Raw genomic sequence first — 18809 nt, forward strand, 5'->3', positions numbered from 1 at the left:
CCGGTGCACACGGCAACCGTCCCGGCGCTCACCGGACGCGGTGCTGCCGTCCCACCAGCTCCTTCAGCACGTCCGCCATGGTCACGACGCCCAGAAGTGTGCCCGCCCCGCCGGTGACGGCGGCGAGGTGCGCGCCGGAATGCCGCATCGCGGTGAGCACGTCGTCCAGCCGCGTCTCGGCCGCGACCGGTGTGACCCTGCGCAGCGCCCGGCGCGGGAAGGGCGCGTCGGGGTCGTCGCTGTCGAGGGCGTCCTTGACGTGCAGGTAGCCGAGCACGGTGTTGTCGTCGGCGAGGACCGGGAACCGCGAGTAGCCGCTGGCGACCGCCAGGTGCTCCAGGACGCGCGGCGTCACGTCCTCGGGTGCGGTGACCATGTCCTGGAGGCGCAGCACGACGTCGGAGACGGGCCGTTCGCCGAGGACGAGGGCGTCGTGCAGCAGTTCGCGCTCAGTCTCGTCGAGCAGCCCGGTGCTGCCCGACTCGTCGACCATCCGGACCAGTTCGTCGCCGGTGAAGGCCGCGTTGACCTCGTCCTTGGGCTCGACACGCAGCAGCCGGAGGATGCTGTTGGCCAGCTTGTTGACCGCGAAGATCACCGGGCGCAGCGCCCGCGTGAGCGCGACGAGGCCCGGCCCGAGCAGCAGCGCGGTGCGCACGGGCGCCGCGAGGGCGACGTTCTTCGGGACCATCTCGCCGAACAGCATGTGCAGGTACGTCGCGATCGTCAGCGCGAGGGCGAACGACACCGGGTGGACCGCGCCCTCCGGCACGTGGGCGGCGTGGAAGACCGGCTCCATGAGGTGGGCGATGGCCGGTTCGGCGACGACGCCGAGCACCAGCGACGAGACGGTGATGCCGAGTTGGGCCGCGGCGAGCACGGCCGAGACGTGTTCGAGGCCCCACACGACCCGGCGCGCGCGGCGGTCGCCGCCGGCGGCCAGGGGTTCGATCTGGCTGCGGCGCACCGAGATCAGCGCGAATTCCGCGCCGACGAAGAACGCGTTGGTGACCAGGGTGAGGGCGCCGATGAGGATTTGGAGGACGGTCATCAGGCGCCGTCCCGGGGGCCGTGGCCGTCGTCGTCGCGCGTCTCGTCGTCGTGGGCGTCGTGGGCGTCGTCGGGTGCGGCGGGTGGCGGGCCGACGACGCGGACGCGGGCGGCCCGGTGGCGCGCGACCTCGGTGACGGTGAGCGTCCAGTCGTCCAGGACGACGCTGTCACCGGCCTCGGGGATGCGGGACAACCGCTCGGCGATGAGCCCGGCGACCGTTTCGTACGGGCCCTCGGGGGCGTGCGGGCCGAGTCGTTCGAGCTGGTCGAGGCGGTAGCCGCCGTCGATGTCCCAGACGCGCAGCGCCGGGTCGCCGGAGTCGACGGCGACGACCTCGGGGACCTCCTCGCGGTCGTGTTCGTCGCGGACCGCGCCGACGACCTCCTCGACGATGTCCTCCAGGGTCACCACGCCCGCGGTGCCGCCGTATTCGTCGATGACGACGGCCATCGTCCACTCGCCGCGCAGCCGGTCGAGCAGGTCGTCGACCGGCAGGGTCTCGGGGACGAGCACCGGTTCGGCGGCGATTTCCGCGACGGTCCGGGTGCCGCGGTCGGCCTCGGGGACGGCGAGGGCGGCCTTGAGGTCGACCGCGCCGTCCACCGCGTCGAGGGTGTCGCGGTAGACGGGGAACCGCGAGTGGCCGGTCGCGCGCGCGGCGGCGATGACCTCGTCGACGGGGTCCTCGGCGCGGAGGCCGTGGATGCGCACGCGCGGGGTCATGATCTGTTCGGCGGTCAGGTCGCCGAGGCTCACCGCGCGGACGAACAGGTCGGCGGTGTCGGGTTCCAGCGTCCCGGCGCGCACCGAGTGCCGGGCGAGGGCCACCAGCTCGCGCGGGCTCCGTGCGGACGCCAGTTCCTCGACGGGTTCCAGGCCCATGCGGCGGACCGCCCGGTTCGCGGTGCTGTTGAGGTGGATGATGAGCGGCGAGAACGCCCGGGTGAAGGCCCGTTGCGGGGTGGCGACGACCTTGGCGACCGGGACCGGGCGGGAGATCGCCCAGTTCTTCGGCACGAGTTCGCCGAACACCATCAGGGCGACCGAGGACAGCGCGATCCCCAGGACGAGGGCGACGCCGTTCGCGGTGCCCTCCGCGAGCCCGGCCGATTCCAGCGGCCCGGCGAGCAGTTTGGCGAGGGACGGCTGCGCGAGCATGCCGATGACGAGCGAGGTCACCGTGATGCCGAGCTGGGCACCGGACAGTTGCACGGTCAGCCGGCGGACCGCCTTCAACGCGCCGACGGCACCGCGCTCACCGGCCTCGGCGGCCTGTTCCAGGGCGACGCGGTCGACCGTGGTGAGGGAGAACTCGGCGGCGACGAAGAGCGCGCAGGCCAGGATGAGCAGCACCGCGACGATCAGCAGCAGTACCTCGGTCATCGAACCGGCCCCCGTCGTCGGCGGCGTGCGGACGGTCTGCTGCGCGCGGGATCATCCATGCCTAATTGTCCACAACTTCCCCCAGTGTGTACAAAACCCGGTGCCCCGGCGAACGCCCGGCTGGTGGGCGGGCGTTCGCCGGCGCTTGGTTCCGTACCCGCCCGCGCGCGGTCCATGAGCGTGAGGTCGGGGCCGGTCGTGCCGCGGTCACGCCGCGGCCGTACCGATCGGGGGCAGGGGAGGCGGCCCGGACCGTCAGAGGTCGAACTCGGTCGGCGCGATGCCCAGGGCGAAGCAGGCGTCGCGGACGGCGGCGCGCTCCTGCGGGTCGAAGTTGCCGTCGGCGCCGCCGATGACGATGCCGATCTGGATCACCGCGCGGGCCTCGTCCTGCTTCTTCTTGGCCTTGGCGATCTCCTGCATGATCTGGACCTTGCCGAGCTGGTAGTCCGACTGCAGCTGGTTGGCGTAGCCGTAGAAGCGGCGCTGGAGATCGTCCTTGTCGAAGTTGCGCAGCACCTCGTTGTTGGCGATGAGCTCGGCGACCTTGGCCGTCTCCGCCTGGTCGACCGAGCCGTCGGCCGCCGCGACCAGCGCGCACATCGCCATGCTCGCGTCGCGGAACGAGCCGCTCTTCAGATCGTTCTTCTTCGCGACCAGTTGCGCCTGCATGTTCTGCGCCGACTGCTTGAACTTGTCCCAAAGTGCCATCGCGTGCCTCCCAGTTGGGTTCGTCTTCGTTGGTCCTGTGCGGACCGCCCGCTTCAATCTACAGAGTCGTAGATGACCGCGGGGCGGCCCCGGTTCACAAAGCCGTGGCCGCCTTGAGAATGACGAACAAGGCGGCCGTTGCGTTCGTCGCGGAGGCCACGGATACCGTCGTCCCGGCCGCCGCGACGATGGCCGCGAGCCCCGTGCGCGAGCGCGGCGGCGGCCACGCGGTGTCCGGCGTGGGGCCGAGCAGGGCCGCGACGCGGCGCGGAACGGGCCCCGGCGCCGCGAAGGCCGGCATCCCCGCGGGGCCCGGCCGCCGCGACGCGAGCGCGGCCTTGCCGACCGCCTGGGCCGTGGTACGCCGGTCCCCGACGACCATCGCGGCCTCCTCGTCGGCCCACCGCTCGACGGTGTAGGTGATCGCGGTGTGCAGGGGCCGCAGCAGCGGCTGGGTCGCCGCCGCGAGCCGTGCGGCGAGCAGGACGCGGTGGTGCCCGCAGGCGAGATGCGCGCGCTCGTGGGCGATCAGCGCGCGGCGCTCGCGGGCGTCGAGGCAGGCGAGCATGCCCGTCGACACCACGACGCGCGGTCGCGCACCGGGCAGCGCGAAGGCGTACGGCTCCTCGTCCGGCAGCAGCGCGACATCGTCGTCGCCGGCGAGCCCCGCGACGGCCTTGCGCGCGCCCCGGCGGACCCGGACCACGCGGCGGACCACCACCGCCACGGCGACCAGGACCGTCAGCAGCCCGAGGATCGCGATCGAACCGAACACCCGGACGTACGGCACCTCGTTGCGCACCTCGGGGTCGGACCACGCGTCGGGCAGGGGATTCCCCGGAACCTGCGCGGTGCCGACCACCATCAGCAGCGCGAGGCACAGCGTGCTGCACGCGGCGAGCACGACCGCGACCGCGGTGAGCAGCCGGGTGGCCGTCCGGGGATGGAGGTGGTCGGTGGCGAGCCGGGCGACCGGCAGCGCCGTCAGCGGGAGCACGAGGGGGAGGTAGACCGCGAAGCGCACCGTTCAGCCCCCGGGTTCGCCCGCCGCCTGGCGGCGGAGCACGGCGCGCAGCGTCCGCTCGTCCTCGTCGGACAGGTCCGAGACGAAGCTCGCCAGCACCGCGGCCCGGTCGTGTTCCCGGTCGAGCACCTGCCGCATCCGGCGCGCGGCCAGCCCGGCCTCGTCGGCGACCGGACGGTAGGCGTACGAGCGGCCCTGCCGGACGCGGGTCAGCAGGCCCTTCTCGTACAGCCGCGACATGATCGTCACGACGGTGCTGTAGGCCAGGTCGTCGCCGAGCTGCTGCTGCGTCCACGTCGCGGTCCGCGCGCCGCCCGACGCCCACAAAAGGTTCAGCACCTCGGCCTCCAGCTCGCCGGGGCCGCGCCTCGCCGGGCGGGCACGTTCGGCGTGCTCGCCGGGGGCCGGCTGTCGCCGACGGTCCGTCATGGCGCCTCCCTGACCGGTCGGGTGGGGTGCGAAGAACACGTCATCGCTGCTGGAGCGTACCGCCCGGACCGCAAACCCGCCCATGTCGCCCGCGAGGGAGGCGGCGTCGCGGTGAAACCCCTTGCCCGGTGCGGAATACGTATCTATAAATCTGTAGGGTTACTTCGTGGCCAGGCCCGATGGGAGGTGCGCCCGCATCTGCCCTCGCGAAGCACGGCCGTTCGCATCCGACCGGGATGCCGAGCCGGGGAAAGCGGGGGACACGTGTCGGGAACCACGTCCATACGGACACAGGCGTCTGCCGCGCGCCCGGCACCGGTTCCGCGCCCCGCCGCGCCGCTGACGTCACCGGCGCCGGAGCCGCCGGCACCGTCACCGTGGACCGGGCCCACCTCCGCGCCACCGCCGCCCGCACCGGCATCGGCAGCGTCGGCCGGCCCGCGGGCGCTACCGCCGGGATCGCCGGCGGCGGTCGCGACACCCGCCGCACCCTCGCCGCCCGCCCCGACTCCGGCGCTGCCCCCGGCGCTGCTGTCCGTGCTGCCGCTGCCGTCGGCGCTGCCCGCGGTGCTGAAGCCGCTTCCGTGGCCGGGGACGCAGCCGCCGCCCCTGCCGCAGACGATCGTCCGCGATGCCGCCCCGGCGGTGCCGCCGACCGAGTTCCGGGCGGCCCCGCCGCCGTTCTCGCTGTCGTTCCCGCTGCCCACCCCGTCGGCCGCGCCCGTCCCGGCGCCCGCGCGCGGGTCGGCCGCCGGGCCGCCGCCCACGACCGGTTTCTCGCGCCGCCCGCCGGGGCGCCGTGCCGCACCGGGCGAGGGGCCCGCCGCCCGCCGGGGAACGCGTACGCGGCGACGCGACCGCAGCGCGCCCAAGCGCCTGCGCACGCCCCTCGGCCGCCGGGCCGCGTCGTCCGGGAAGACGGGCACGCCGCCTCCCGAACCGGCCCCGGAGGCCCTTGATCCGAACACCGTCGCTCCGACGGCCGAGCCGACCGCCGCCCCGGCGCCGGACCCCGCGCCGCCCGGGCGCGTCTCGTCGTTCGTCCGCTTCATGGCGTGCGGCGGCGGCACCGGCGTCGCCGCGGGGGCCGCGGTGGCGCACATGTCCGACACCGTGCCCGTCGCGCTCGCCAACGCCGTCGTGACCGTGGTCGCCACGCTGCTGACCAACGAGCTGCACAGCCGCGTCACGTTCCGGCGCGGGCGGGCGGGGTGGCGCGTCCACGTGCAGTCGAGCGGTACGGCCGTCGCGAGCTACCTCTTCACCACCACGGCCATGCTGGTGCTGGACGCGCTGGCCGAGGACCCGGGGGCGTTCACCGAACAGGCCACCTACCTGGCGGCGTCCGCGGCGGCCGGGGTCGGCCGTTTCGCCGCCCTCCGCATGGTTGTTTTCGGCCGGGACAAGAAGAAGTCCGCGGCCTGATCACCGCTGCTCGTCGGCCCGCGGGCGGGTTTCGCGACGTTTCCGTACACGCGTTCGTGCAAATGCGTCGGTGTGGCACGCGGACCTCTCGAAGTGGCCATCGTCACAATCCGTAGTGCCAAGAGTGGTTGCACGTGGCTTTCGGGCGGGTTTCCCAATGTTCACAACCCTGTACCCAAAGCGTTGTCACCCGTGGATTACAAAAAATCCATCAGATAGGTCGAGTGTTCTGCGGATGATTCGTTGTCGTACCACTAAACCGCGGGACGATTTCCTGTCGCGGGGGTGGGGTAGGGACTGTGACCAAAGCGTGATGTTTGTCGGGGGAAGTCTGGGTTACGCGCGGGGGTGCGCGCGCACCATAAGTGTGTACTTCCATATGGGGAACCCCCTTGCTTTCCGACTCGCTTGGAGTCTCTCGGTAAGTTGACGTGGCATGTCCGAGAACACTTTGGCCAACACGTTGCTTTTGGAACCCCCTTGTGTGGACGACGGATCCGATCTGTGGCGCCTGGCGCGCGACGTCGGGTCGCTTGATCTGAACTCGGCATACCAGTACCTCCTGTGGTGCCGGGACTTCGCGGCGACCTCGGTGGTCGCGCGGCTGCAGGGCCGCGTGTGCGGCTTCATCACCGGCTACGTGCGTCCGGACGTCCCGGACACGCTGATGGTCTGGCAGGTGGCCGTGGACCCCGCCGTACGGGGCAAGCGTGTCGCCGCCCGCATGCTGGGCGACCTGCTCGACCGCCGCGTGCCGTTCGGCCAAGTGTTCGTCGAGGCGACGGTCACCCCGGACAACGCGGCCTCGATCGCGTTGTTCAGCGGCTTGGGACGGGACCGCGGGGTGCCCGTCGGGCGCACCGACCTGTTCACCGCCGAGCACTTCCCCGGCGGTACGCACGAGCCCGAGGTCCTGTTCCGCATCGGCCCGGTCGACTCCGCACGGAGCTGACCTCCGATCGGCGTGTTCGGTGCATTAAGGCGAATCGTCCGTCCCATTCGGACTTTTCGGGCTTTCAGGACCGCCAGGTCCGGGAACAGTCCGGCCCACCCGCCACGCACGGCCCGCGCCTCATCCACCCTCCGACCCTGGAGATCTTTTGACTGTCACGGAACTGCCCTCCGTCTTCACGACCCTCGAATCCGAAGTCCGCAGCTACTGCCGCGGCTGGCCGGCCGTGTTCGACCACGCGCGCGGCAGCCGCCTGCAGGACGTGCAGGGGCGCTCCTGGCTGGACTTCTTCGCGGGCGCCGGCGCGCTCAACTACGGCCACAACAATCCGCGCCTCAAAGCCGCGCTGCTCGAATATCTCCAACGCGACGGCGTCGTCCACTCGCTGGACATGTCCACGGGAGCGAAACAGACGTTCCTGGAGCGCTTCGACGAGGTCATCCTGCGTCCGCGCGGACTCGACTACAAGGTCCAGTTCCCGGGCCCGACCGGCGCCAACACGGTGGAGTCCGCCCTCAAGCTCGCCCGCAAGGTGACCGGCCGCGAATCCGTCGTCGGGTTCACCAACGCGTTCCACGGCATGACGCTGGGCGCGCTCGCGGTCACGGGCAACTCCATGAAGCGCGCCGGCGCGGGCATCCCGCTCGTGCACGCCACGCCGATGCCGTACGACAACTACCTCGGCGGCCAGGTCCCGGACTTCCTGTGGTTCGAGAGCCTGCTGGAGGACAGCGGCAGCGGCCTCAACAAGCCCGCCGCGGTGATCGTGGAGACCGTGCAGGGCGAGGGCGGCGTCAACGTCGCGCGCCCCGAATGGCTCCGCGGCCTGGCCGACCTGTGCCGGCGCCACGACATACTGCTGATCGTCGACGACGTGCAGATGGGGTGCGGGCGCACCGGACCGTTCTTCAGCTTCGAGACCGCCGGGATCACGCCCGACATCGTGTGCCTCTCCAAGTCGATCAGCGGGTACGGCCTGCCGATGGCCCTCACGCTGTTCCGCCGCGAGCTGGACATCTGGTCGCCCGGTGAGCACAACGGGACCTTCCGCGGCCACAACCCGGCCTTCGTCACCGCCACCCACGCGCTCGACTACTGGACCGACGACGCGCTGGAGAAGAGCACCCTCGCGGCTGGCGAGCAGATCGAGCGCGCGCTCGGCCAGCTCGTCGACGAGTACGCCGACCTCGGCGCCCACCAGCGCGGCACCGGCCTGATCCGCGGACTCTCCTTCGAGGCCGCTCCCGAGCTGGCCGGCCGCATCAGCGAGGAATCGTTCCGGCGCGGCCTCCTGGTCGAGACGTCCGGTCCGCGCGGCGAGGTCGTCAAGCTCATGCCGGCGCTGACGACGACCACCGCCGAACTCGACGAAGGCCTCCAGATCCTCACCGACGCCGTCCACGCGACCGCGTCCGCACGATGACCATCGCGACCTCGCCCGAGCACGCGTCCACCCACCACCAAGAAACGGAACGATCATGATCGTCCTGTCCATCGACGACCTCGACGGAACCGACCGTGACGTCACCGCCCCGACCTGGCGCAGCCGCCGCATGGTCCTGGCGGGCGAAGGCGTCGGCTTCTCGCTGCACGAGACGGTGATGTTCGCCGGCACCGAGACCTCGATGTGGTACGCCAACCACATCGAGGCCGTCTACTGCGTGGAGGGCCACGGCGAGCTGACCAACGACGAGACCGGCGAGAAGCACCGGATCTCCGCCGGCAGCCTCTACCTCCTCAACGGCCACGAGCACCACACCATGCGCCCGACCACGGATATGCGGTTCGTGTGCGTGTTCAACCCGCCGGTCACCGGCCGCGAGGTCCACGATGAGAACGGGGTTTACCCGCTGCTCACCGAGGAGGCCGTCTGATGGGCGCCGGCAGCACCACCGAAACGCCCGCCGTCGACGCGTACCCCACGCGCGACAAGGCACCCGAACTCTCCGAGACCCCGCGCCGCGACCCCGTCGTGTGGCCGGGCGGGCCGTCCGGGCCGCTGGGTCCCGGCGAACTGGACACGTACGACCGGGACGGTTTCCACACCGCCGAGCGTCTCCTGACGCCCGACGAAGTGTCCTCGTACCTCGCGGAGTTGCAGCGGCTGCGCGCCGACCCCGCGATGCAGGACGACGAACGCGCCGTCCGGGAACCGGACTCCGACCAGGTCCGCTCGATCTTCGCGGTCCACGAGATCAGCCCGATCCTGGCCCGGCTCGCCGCCGACCCGCGCGTGGTGGACCGCGTGCGCCAGATCCTCGGATCCGACGTCTACATCCACCAGAGCCGCGTCAACTACAAGCCCGGCTACGGCGGCAACGGCTTCTACTGGCACTCCGACTTCGAGACCTGGCACAGCGAGGACGGCATGCCCCGCATCCGTGCGCTGAGCGTGTCGATCTCGCTGACGGAGAACCTGGCGACCAACGGCCCGCTGATGATCATGCCGGGCTCGCACCGCCACTTCGTCGCGTGCCCCGGCAGCACCCCGCCGGACCACCACCGCCAATCCCTGCGCCGCCAGGAGATCGGCACCCCGGGCCCGCCGGCCGTCCGCCGCCTCGCGGACCGCCACGGAATCGTCCAGATCACCGGCCCGGCCGGCTCGGCGACGTTCTTCGACGCGAACTGCATGCACGGCTCGAACGGCAACATCACACCGTACGAGCGCGCCAACGTGTTCATCGTCTACAACAGCGTCGAGAACACCCTCACCGAGCCGTTCGCGGCTCCCGGACGCCGCCCCGAGCACATCGCGTCACGCACCTTCGTGCCGGTCGGCGACATCGCGCGGTAGGCCGGACACGCCACCGCACTCCACCGCCGAGGCCGGGTCACCCCCGGCCTCGGCGGAGCCGTATCGGTCGGCGCACAACCCCACGGGCCCGGTCCGCTTGCGCGCATCAGGCCCGTGACGCCCTGTTCCCCGGATTTCAGCCGCCGCCGACCGGGCTCCGCCCGACCGAGGGCCGTTCGAGGGCGACGTGCGGTAGGGCCTTCGCCAGCGGCTTCGGCAGCCACCACGCGCGATCGCCGAGCAACTGCATCGCCGCGGGCACGATCAGGCAGCGGATCACCAGCGCGTCCAGCAGGATCGCCACCGCGAGGCCGAGGCCGAACTGCCGGAGCATGCGGTCCGGGCTCAGGACGAACGCGCCGAACACCACGATCATGACGGCCGGGGCGGCGGTGATGACGCGCCCCGTGGTCGCCGGCCCCTCGCGGACCGCGTGCGCCGAGTCCTTCGTGCGCTCCCACTCCTCGTGGATCCGGGACAGCAGGAACACCCCGTAGTCCATCGACAGCCCGAAGACGATCGCGAAGACCATGACGGGGATGTACGCCTCGATCGGACCGGGCCGGACGCCGAACCACCTGTGCCGGAAGACCAGCGTCACCACGCCCATGTCGTGCAACTCCCGTGCGATGCACAGGCGTTCGTCACTCGCGCGGCGCCGGGCCTCGGCCTCCCCGACCTGTTCGGCGGCCCGCACCCGGGCCTCCGCCTCGCGCCTCAGCGCCTGCCGCGTCAGCCGCGAATTGCCGAGCGCGACCACCGCGACGACCCACCCGGCCGGCATGAACACGGCGGCGACCGTGATGTCCTCGGTCGGGCCGAACACCCTCACGCCGACGCCGGCCACCGTCACCGCACCCAGCCCGGCCGCGGCCCCCGGCGCCCGCTCCCGGCCACGACGTAGAGCGCGATCATCAACACCACCATCTGCGCCGGGGCGTCGGCCGCGCCGAAGACGTAGTAGACCGCCGTGGCCACCAGGCCGTACACGCATATCGCCACCGGGCGCCGGGACACGTACCCCAGCGCCGCACACGAGCTGAGCATCAGCGCTCAGTCGGCCACCCACAACACGGGCCCGACCCCGGACACCGCGTACTGCGCCAGGGTCGCCGCCAACCCGACCCCGAAGGCACAGCAGACCACTCGACCCGCCACCCGGCAGTCCGCCGAAAGTCGAACAGATCAGGCACGCCCATGCGCGCAGCCTACTGAGCCCCCCTGATCATCCGATCATCCACCAACCACCCACCCCGACACGCGAAAGACCCCACCGGATCCCTCCGGCAGGGCCTCTCACCAGTGTCGGGGTGGCGGGATTTGAACCCACGACCTCTTCGTCCCGAACTTTCGGCATGGGGGTCGTTGGGGTCTCTCGGCGAGGTGGGACAGGGGGAGGCAGGCGCAAGCGATCACGGCCGGCCGCCGCGGTTGCTGTACTTCGTTGCTGTACGGCAACTCGCGTCGAGCCGGGCGTCGCCGGTCAGTTGGTCCGGACCCGGATGACGGCGTGGTCGCCGTTCCCGTGGGAATGGGCTTGGAGGTCCGCCGCGAGCGCTGTCCTGTAGGTCCTGTCGATAACGGCGCGGGGGAGGTTGAGTCCGAAGTGCTCTTCGATGGCTTGGAGGGTGCGGCGTCCGAAGGTGTACAGGTTGTTGTAGCCCTGGATGTCGGCGAACCCGCCGTCCTTGTCGAGCGCGCCGGTCGCTGTCAGTGCGGCGTCGAGAAGGTGTGGCTCGGTGCCGGAACGTTCGAAACAACCGGTGTGGTTATAGCCGTTGTCGGCGGTGACGATGATCTCGCAGACGGTGGTGCCCGTGTCGTCTGCGAACGCACACACCCCGGTGCGGATGAAGCCGCTGTCCACCCACAGCGTCACACCGGGGAGCAGTTGTTGACCGCGTCCGCGGCGGTCGGTGTTGCTCTCGATGGCGAAGGTCCAACCGTTACCGGTCGAGCCGACCGCGACCACGGTGCCGTCCTGGATGCGAAAGGCCTTTGCCTGGGCCGCGTTGGGAATGCTGGGCGGCGGTACGGCCGCCGCGGGGTCGACGCCAAGGTGTTCGGCGAGCTGCGGGACGTCCAACGCCTGGGTGAAGGTGATGCAGTACGAGTGGAACTGGGCGTCGAGGAGCCAGGTCAGCCCGTCGCCGTGTGTCGTGTCCGGGAGAGGAACCCCCGCCGCGGCCCAGGGGCGTGGCGTGCTCAGAATCAGACGCGCGCGGTCCGGGGTGATGATCGGGGCAAGACGCGGGTCGGCGAGCAGTTCGATCGGTGCGACGTGGTTTTCGTCGACCGGTCGCCAGGCGGGGATTGCCTCGGTGGCCAGGACGTGCCAAGCCCCGGCGTCGTCTCCCCACGCGAGCAGTTCACACGCCCGCTCGACGGCGGGGCCCGTCAACGCGGTGAAAGTGCCGTTCCTGACCTGCTTCCGGTACGGATCCAGCGCGGGGTCCGGTGCCTGGTAGCCGTACGTGTTGCGCTCAGTCGTCCACGCAAGTACCGGCACCAGGCAGCGGTTGAGGAACGGATCGTCTTCGGGCAGCAGGTGTCTGACGTCGGGCATCAGGTACGTCTCGCCGAGCAGCGCCCGTATCTGGAACAGCAACAGTGCGGCTCGCGGCCGGCCGAAGCGGTGCGCGACCTCCAGGGCCGCGCGTGCCTCGTCGAGCTTCCCGGCCATCAGGTCGGCCCGGGCTTGGGCGACGCGGGCGTCTTGGTCCCGCGACGTCGTGTTCTCGGGCTTCATCTGCTGGTGGAAGCTCTGGAACATCGAGTACATCAAGTCGGCGAACGATTCCTGTCGCTGCGGCATGTCACCCCAGCTCGAATACCGATACGCCGCCCATTCGCCGTCCGGGCCGACGTCGCCGGGGTCGAGGACAAACCAGGTCAGGTCCCCCTCCAGTGAAACCTGCACGGCGCGCTTCCACTTGTTCGCCGCGTGGATCCGCTCGGCGTCCCCCTCTGCCGGGTCGTCCAGGTCCACGTCCTCGGCCAGATCCTCTTGTTCGTACCCGTCGAGCATGTCGCAGACGAAGTCGGTCATCTCCCGGAAGAATCCGACCGTCCGCGTCGAGCACATCTCGTTGACGGACCCGGCACGCCGCCACCCGTTGCTGGCCGCCAGGAACGCCCGGTATGACGGCGGAAACCGCAGGCCCAATCGCTGCTCGGCCTCCGTGATTTCCGTTTCGGACGCGGGGTCGAAGCCCAACCGGTCCCCGGGCACCGGCGGGTAGAAGTCGTCGGTGCGCGCGGCGACCCACTCGTCGCTCCACGTCCGCAGGAAGGTCGTCCAGTCGTCGATGGCCATCAGCGCATCCTGGCACTCAACGCCGACACACCGGTTGGGCTTGTGGCGAGTGGATCCGCACTCACGGCAGCACGGTCGCCGGCAGCCGCCGAGGTGGCCGGCGACTGCTGTACTTCGCTGCTGTACGCAACGTCAGAGGCCCTGCCGGATCTCTCCGGCAGGGCCTCTGACCTGAGTCGGGGTGGCGGGATTTGAACCCACGACCTCTTCGTCCCGAATAAAGTCAGAACAGCTCCCTGACCTGGGCTTTTCTATTTTTGTGCAGGTCAGCGGCTTGCCTGATCGAGTCTGGCTCGGTCCGCTGCGGTCTGGGGGGCGAGATTGACCCCCAGTTTCACCCCCAGGGTCGTCACGCGGGGTGACTCGCGCGCTGTGCATCTGCGCAGATACGTACCGCGCCGATGCCCAACTGTGGGGTGTGGGCGTAGGCAGGCGTGACAGCGTGTACGGGTGGGTTTCAGTGCCTCGTGCTGGCTGGGCGGCGGGTGCCGTGCACGCCCGTCTGCTGCAGTCGGCCAGCCACGCCGAGGGCTCAGTCGCGCGGCGGGAGTTGCGGCACAGGTTCCGCCGCGTCCGTACCGAGGACCGCACCCGCGCCGTGTGGGGAACCATCCAACCGCCCGGAGCCGCAGATACTGGCGGCCGTCGACGAGCTGACGGCCCGTCATCGCCCTGAGGCTACGTTGAGTTGCTCGCACCAGGTTCGTCATGTTCCTCTTTGTGCGGGCGCGGGATTTCGATGACAACCGGACAAACATTCACATGTCGGCTGATCTGCATTCGAGCCGCCTGGGCCTCCAGGGCGCCGCCGAACAGGTCAGCTTCGTACGCTGAGGCGTCCGTCTTTCGTCGTTCTTTGTAGGTCCAAAGGTCGAGGGGGTACCAGCCCACGAGGTAGATGCCGACGTCTGTCCCGAGCCTGTGCATGTACGAGTCGACCAGTTGGGTTTTCTGAGCTCCGAGGAGGTCGTCGTTCCACGCGCCCTTCACTTGATCACCAGGCTCAGCGCGCTCGCTTCCCCTGCACCCAGACCCCGACCTTCGTGGGGGTGCACCTGGGCGAGGACGTCGACTCGTTTGCCGGCGCCGTAGGCATCGGTAGGTTGGATCATCACCTCCCGATTCACGACGACGCGATTGCCCTTGAGTCGCAGCCGAAGTTCATGGTCGAGGTACGCACAAAGTGCGGCCTCGGGTTTCGGTCGCCACGTGTAGGTCATCTTTGCCTTGCCTGCTGACGAGCCGCTGCTGCTCGGGCTTGGCACTCGGTCCCACAGCAGTCCCCCGTGCGCTTGGATGTCGATCTTGATCTGCTCCAATACCGACATCACCACGTCGAGAAGGTCGCCGCTGGTGCGCACGATGCGCCGGTCGGGATCGGCTAGGACGGCGATAACGTGCTGCAACGGCGTTTCTGCGCGTGCTGCCGCGGCAGCACGCGTCCTTGATGCGATCAAGGCTGATTGCAGGTGCAGGCGACCTGGATGCCGGTCTACGAGACCCCTCATGGTCAGGACGGCGGCGGCGGTGCCCCGGGACGCAATGGACGAGGGCAGGGATGCCCACCAATCGCGAATCTCTTCGTTCGGGCCGACGAACCCCGATCCCAGTCGGTAGACGGGCTCTTCCGTTCCGACCAGCGGATCCAGCCACTCGTAAACTTCCGCGAGCTCAGATTCAGCGAGCGCGGAGTCGATGGGCCGGCGCTCACGCCGGTGTGCAGCGGCACGGGCCAACTGTGCCGAAAACAAGGGGATTTCGTTGAGGTGTTGCCGCACTTCAGGCCACCAGCGCCGTGCGTCGGCCGCCAAGAGAGCGACAGCTGCCCGAACTGCGGTGTCTCGTTCTGCGTCCTTTGCCGAGGACGCGCCGTCACGCATCGCCTGTACCGCGAGACACGTCGGCGACTCACGGCCGCAGCAAACGAGCTGGGTCAGCAAGGTCGCCCACGTCCGGGTGATATTCCGGTAGGCGTCGGCGTCCTCCTGAAGTTCTCCACCGGTCACGAGACGGGAATGCAGCTCTTCGGCGAGGATATGCATCGCAGACGCAATCCCGTCGTCCCATAGCGGGTCGATCATTTCGAGGCGGAATGCATCAATTCCTTGGTCGATCGAACCTTTGACGTACTGGACGAGGCAGTTGCTGAATCGTTCGGGCGCGTGAGTTGCCGCAAGCCGCCGGAGTTCGACCTCCGTTGCATTGTCGGTGCCGGCTGTGACCTCCCCCAGGATGGCTCCGCTCCATGAGTGCCAGACAGCGGGCGGAAGATCACTGAGCAGGTTCTTTTTGTGCAGCCATACCAGGGCTTGGCGGCCGGCCCAGGCCCGCTGATCATTGTGCCGGCCCAACCACTCCGCGGCACGGTCATCCTCGCGGCTGAGAAAGCCGATGGAATATTCGAGGAGGCTTTCGACCTCCGCGGCACTGAAGACGGCTATCCCCGGCCACTCCATGGGGTCGGCGTTGTGTGTGGATGGCGCACGTCCTGTGATCGGATCGAATTGAAGTCTGTACAGAAAATCTGCGAAATCTCCCGATTCTCCCCGCGCCAGGGAACGCAGAGCTGTGCGTTGTAGGTCGATGAACTGCTCGGATTCCTCCCAGGGCTGCGGCTGATTGGCTTCAAAGGATCTGCGCATCCTCGTTGCAAGTTCGCTGGTCAGTGCAACGGGATCGTAGTGCCACCGCACGTGCGGCCAGACGGGGTTTTCTTGATTCTCGTAGGCAAGAAGAAAAATCCCCTGGTCGTTGGGCTCGAACAAATGCGCGGCAAGGCGGCCATATGCGTCTGCCAGTGCTTCATTGCTTCCCTGTTGGGCCTCGGAGGCCCTGGCTAGCGCCCATGTGAAATCGCGAGAATCGATCAGCATGTCCCAATACGGGCGCGGCTCCTCTTCCTCCGCGAACAAGCCGAGACGGGTGGGTCGTTCCCATTCTCGGATGATGAGCCAAGTGGCGACCGACGGCTCTTCTCCTTGGCGAACGCTCTCTTCAAGAAGCGCTGCGGCCAACATACGACGCCGATCCGTTGCGTTCGTGGTTCCAGCTTCACTATCACGCTGCAAGGCGTCAGGTACCAGGACTTTGTGATGCGTTTGGAAACGCCGCGTGACCAGCGCCGCGATTGCCGGGAGGTGGGGCTGCGGATCACGGCTGTGCATGACCTGCGCCAAAGCCCCATCCAGGATCCTTCCTGGGCCGTGCGGTGCGCTCAGATCGATGCTGGGCAGCGTGCCAAAGTCCGTGACTCCCTCGGCATGGAAGGCTCCTCGCCCTTCCCTGCCTGGCTGCCACACGCCGTCGAGCCAGGCAAGGAGAGGCGCAAGGTGGTCGTCCGCGCAATCTGTCGGCATGCGTTCGAAGAAGCGTGCATAATCGCCGCCTATGTCGTCGGCGGGCGGTGCGACCATTGCCGAGAGGACCTCGTCAATCGTGAGGTACTTCGGCCACAGCAGCGAGAGAAGCATTCCGCGGAGCGCGTGCCGTGGATCGGCAGCAGTTGCGGCCTGCGGCGTCGGCAGGCTCAGCAGCAGCTCCCGCAACGGCGGGGCGGCCATGGCAGCGTTGCAGTCCATGGCAACGAACGCAGCCACGCAGCGTTCGTAGGTAGTCCAGTGGGCATCGCCGGCGATGCGCAGAAGTGAAGGCGTGAGTGTCGGCGAGGGGCAGTCTTGCGCCAGACGGAGTGCAACGCGTACCCGCGACAGGAGGGACAAGGGCAGGTCGGCTGGGTCTGGTTCCGTCGCCAGCGCACCGGTGAGCTGAGCGTCCAATGTCGGATGATCGAGGTCCCAGCGAGCGAAGTAGTAGCGGGTATCCCCCAGTTCGACTTCGTCCGCCCTGGCGAGGAGCCGCTCCACGATCAACTCCCTGATGCGGGCCGAGCGGACGAAGGCGCTGTGCGCCACCAAGCTCGCGGGGTCCGCCCCCGCAAGCCACTCGGTTTCGCTCGGCGCGAGCGCGACGATCCATGCCGCGGTCTCGCGCAGGGGAGCCGGGATGCTGGAGCCCGCCCCGTCGGGGCTACGCACGAGGAAGAGGTCCGCCAACTGGTCGGCTCTTGTCCCGCGTTGCACGAGATAGCGAGCGGCGAGGTAGGCCGCCAGAGAAGCATGCCGAAACTGCGTGCGATAGCGACCGGCACCGGCAAACAGTCCTGTGGCCAGCGTTTCGCCGACAACAGCCCGCGAGACCTCGAAGGTCATGCCCGGTCCGGTGCTCTCCGTACCGCCGACGGCGAGTTCGACCGGGAGATCGAGGTGGTGCGGGCTCTCCTCGCGACCGCTTCCCAGCCACAAGGATCGGCGTCCCGACAGCAGCATCCACGCAGCCAGGCGGCCGGCAGTCACCAGGCGCTGCTCGGCTGTCGTCACCGCCGGGACCGTGCTGATTCGGTTGGGGTCGTACTCCGTGGCGAGGAGACGGGTTCCCCGCGCAAACAGGTCCTGGGAGTCCCCGTCGAGTCGGTGCGTCTCCTGATAGGAGCGCACCAGAAGCTCTAGGGTCAGCGGCACACTCGCCAGCGGTCCGGCCTTCGCGGAGAGAACCGCCTTGATCATGTCCTCTCCTGACACACCAGCGCTGTCCGCCAAAGCAACAGCATCCGAGCGACTCAGCGGGGCCAGGTCGATAAGGGCGCACGCGCCGAAGTGATCGTTCAGAACGTCGGCCAGGCTTTGCTTGAACGAAGCCGTTCGGCAGGCCGCGAGGATCCGCAATCCGCTGACGTCGCGCCCCTTAAGGGATATCCGCAGGAGTCCAGGAAGGCGATCTAGGATCGGGCATTCGTCGAGTTGGTCGACTACGACGGTGAGCCGCCGGCCCGGCAACGCGGTGGGAGCGTCACCCGGCGATGCGCCGACTGCCGGCGCAAGGGGCAGTGAGCGAAGCTCACTGCCGAGCAGGTCGTGATAACTCGCCTCGCTGATCTCCGCCGCGTAGACCCAGAGGCAGTCTGCGTCGTCAATCGTCCGGGGTGCGTCGTCCCGCGTGGCATCGGCGGTAAGCGCTCGGAGCAGCGAGCTCTTGCCGGCGCCTGGTTCGCCCAAGAGCACCAGGCTGCCCAAGCCCTCCAGTTCCGATTCCTTGACGAAGTCACCAGCCGACCGCCCCCTCTTCGGGGCGGCCGGGCGACGCGTGATTCGGAAGCCGTCCGGGTCCAGCGGGAACAAGTCCTGTACAGGATCGGGCTCGGCGCTACGCACCCGGCACAGACGCGGTACCCGGATCGGGAAAAAGCTGGCCACCATCGATCGATGATCCCAGGACCTCGTAGGCCAGCGCGGCTGCTTCCGCAATCTCAACCGCATACGCCGACACCGTCTTGACGGGCATGCATGCCCAACACCGTGAACGACCAAGCCGCTTGGCGTCGGCGTCTCCGGGCCCGCCCGAGCAGATGACCTCGCCGGTCTCGGAGTGCAAACGGCGTCCGCGACCGACCGAGGCGTGGATCTGCTGCTGGCCGTCTTGGTCACTCGTCAGGGGTGCTGTGAGTCTTTCGACACCATGAACTTCGTGCCATCGGGGAGGGTGCGTCCTGGGATCTGCTCTGCTGAAGTCGGCGTGCGCCATCGACTGTCGTGCTACCCGTGTCGGACCCGCCGTCGCCGCCGACACATGGTCCGTGTTCGCCTTCGCCTTATCCGCGTCTGTCGTTGGCGGCCCAGGCTTCGACGTCCTTTGCGGCACGGCCACCGGAGACTGCGCACGCGTT

The 18809-nt window shown here is 69.3% G+C and carries 13 protein-coding genes and 1 pseudogene; 5 read left to right on the forward strand and 9 right to left on the reverse strand.

Going from position 1 to position 18809, the window contains the following annotated elements; translation table 11 throughout:
• Positions 1 to 28: 28 nt before the first annotated feature.
• From LO772_RS19025 to LO772_RS19045, 5 genes are all read right to left on the reverse strand, one after another.
• Positions 29 to 1051, reverse strand: a complete 1023-nt coding sequence (locus tag LO772_RS19025; protein WP_231773225.1) for a hemolysin family protein — start codon at positions 1049 to 1051, stop codon at positions 29 to 31.
• Positions 1051 to 2436, reverse strand: coding sequence for a hemolysin family protein (locus tag LO772_RS19030; RefSeq protein WP_231773226.1), 1386 nt, complete (start codon positions 2434 to 2436; stop codon positions 1051 to 1053). Before LO772_RS19030 ends, LO772_RS19025 begins: the two co-directional genes overlap by 1 nt.
• A gap of 255 nt (positions 2437 to 2691) precedes the next feature.
• On the reverse strand, positions 2692 to 3147 hold the full coding sequence (locus LO772_RS19035) for a tellurite resistance TerB family protein (protein ID WP_231773227.1): 456 nt from the start codon (positions 3145 to 3147) through the stop codon (positions 2692 to 2694).
• A gap of 94 nt (positions 3148 to 3241) precedes the next feature.
• Positions 3242 to 4144, reverse strand: coding sequence for a M56 family metallopeptidase (locus LO772_RS19040; protein ID WP_443089287.1), 903 nt, complete (start codon positions 4142 to 4144; stop codon positions 3242 to 3244).
• 30 nt (positions 4145 to 4174) lie between these two features.
• Positions 4175 to 4600 (reverse strand): BlaI/MecI/CopY family transcriptional regulator, encoded by a 426-nt coding sequence (locus tag LO772_RS19045; RefSeq protein WP_231773229.1) that lies wholly within the window; start codon positions 4598 to 4600, stop codon positions 4175 to 4177.
• A gap of 537 nt (positions 4601 to 5137) precedes the next feature.
• Here LO772_RS19045 and LO772_RS19050 point away from each other — a divergent pair.
• The 5 genes from LO772_RS19050 to thpD all read left to right on the forward strand — a co-directional run bounded on the left by LO772_RS19050 (position 5138) and on the right by thpD (position 9774).
• Positions 5138 to 6025, forward strand: coding sequence for a hypothetical protein (locus LO772_RS19050; protein ID WP_231779833.1), 888 nt, complete (start codon positions 5138 to 5140; stop codon positions 6023 to 6025).
• A 436-nt stretch (positions 6026 to 6461) separates the two neighbouring features.
• Entirely contained in the window at positions 6462 to 6977 is a 516-nt protein-coding gene (ectA, locus tag LO772_RS19055; protein ID WP_231773230.1) for a diaminobutyrate acetyltransferase, read from the forward strand.
• A gap of 148 nt (positions 6978 to 7125) precedes the next feature.
• Positions 7126 to 8400, forward strand: coding sequence for a diaminobutyrate--2-oxoglutarate transaminase (gene ectB / locus LO772_RS19060; RefSeq protein ID WP_231773231.1), 1275 nt, complete (start codon positions 7126 to 7128; stop codon positions 8398 to 8400).
• 55 nt (positions 8401 to 8455) lie between these two features.
• Positions 8456 to 8851 carry an ectoine synthase gene (locus LO772_RS19065; protein WP_231773232.1) on the forward strand — a complete coding sequence of 132 codons (396 nt, stop codon included), beginning with the start codon at positions 8456 to 8458 and terminating at the stop codon, positions 8849 to 8851.
• The gene (gene thpD, locus LO772_RS19070; protein ID WP_231773233.1) at positions 8851 to 9774 is read left to right on the forward strand and encodes an ectoine hydroxylase; all 924 of its coding nucleotides are present in this window, start codon (positions 8851 to 8853) and stop codon (positions 9772 to 9774) included. The genes LO772_RS19065 and thpD overlap by 1 nt, the downstream gene beginning before the upstream one ends.
• A 136-nt stretch (positions 9775 to 9910) precedes the next feature.
• On the opposite strand, the pseudogene LO772_RS19075 reads toward thpD, so the two are convergent.
• The 4 genes and pseudogenes from LO772_RS19075 to LO772_RS19090 form a co-directional block, all read right to left on the reverse strand.
• A pseudogene (locus LO772_RS19075) lies at positions 9911 to 10384 on the reverse strand (MMPL family transporter); the annotation flags it as partial.
• Between the two features lie 239 nt (positions 10385 to 10623).
• Positions 10624 to 10821, reverse strand: a complete 198-nt coding sequence (locus LO772_RS19080; protein WP_231773234.1) for a hypothetical protein — start codon at positions 10819 to 10821, stop codon at positions 10624 to 10626.
• A 436-nt stretch (positions 10822 to 11257) separates the two neighbouring features.
• Positions 11258 to 13090, reverse strand: a complete 1833-nt coding sequence (locus LO772_RS19085) for an SMI1/KNR4 family protein (protein WP_231773235.1) — start codon at positions 13088 to 13090, stop codon at positions 11258 to 11260.
• Positions 13091 to 14076: 986 nt separating this feature from the next.
• A complete protein-coding gene (locus LO772_RS19090) occupies positions 14077 to 18342 on the reverse strand; it encodes an NACHT domain-containing protein (protein ID WP_231773236.1) in 4266 nt (1421 codons plus the stop codon).
• Positions 18343 to 18809 lie beyond the last annotated feature (467 nt).

This window comes from Yinghuangia sp. ASG 101 (genome assembly GCF_021165735.1).
In the GTDB taxonomy this organism is placed as follows: Bacteria; Actinomycetota; Actinomycetes; order Streptomycetales; family Streptomycetaceae; genus Yinghuangia.

What these genes read in the sequence shown, in the direction of transcription:
- LO772_RS19045 (WP_231773229.1), bottom strand. Translation starts at nt 4,600, where the DNA reads ATGACGGACCGTCGGCGACAGCCGGCCCCCGGCGAGCACGCCGAACGT.
- LO772_RS19080 (WP_231773234.1), bottom strand. Translation starts at nt 10,821, where the DNA reads ATGCTCAGCTCGTGTGCGGCGCTGGGGTACGTGTCCCGGCGCCCGGTG.
- LO772_RS19090 (WP_231773236.1), bottom strand. Translation starts at nt 18,342, where the DNA reads ATGGTGGCCAGCTTTTTCCCGATCCGGGTACCGCGTCTGTGCCGGGTG.
- LO772_RS19065 (WP_231773232.1), top strand. Translation starts at nt 8,456, where the DNA reads ATGATCGTCCTGTCCATCGACGACCTCGACGGAACCGACCGTGACGTC.
- thpD (WP_231773233.1), top strand. Translation starts at nt 8,851, where the DNA reads ATGGGCGCCGGCAGCACCACCGAAACGCCCGCCGTCGACGCGTACCCC.
- ectA (WP_231773230.1), top strand. Translation starts at nt 6,462, where the DNA reads ATGTCCGAGAACACTTTGGCCAACACGTTGCTTTTGGAACCCCCTTGT.
- LO772_RS19025 (WP_231773225.1), bottom strand. Translation starts at nt 1,051, where the DNA reads ATGACCGTCCTCCAAATCCTCATCGGCGCCCTCACCCTGGTCACCAAC.
- LO772_RS19085 (WP_231773235.1), bottom strand. Translation starts at nt 13,090, where the DNA reads ATGGCCATCGACGACTGGACGACCTTCCTGCGGACGTGGAGCGACGAG.
- LO772_RS19035 (WP_231773227.1), bottom strand. Translation starts at nt 3,147, where the DNA reads ATGGCACTTTGGGACAAGTTCAAGCAGTCGGCGCAGAACATGCAGGCG.
- LO772_RS19030 (WP_231773226.1), bottom strand. Translation starts at nt 2,436, where the DNA reads ATGACCGAGGTACTGCTGCTGATCGTCGCGGTGCTGCTCATCCTGGCC.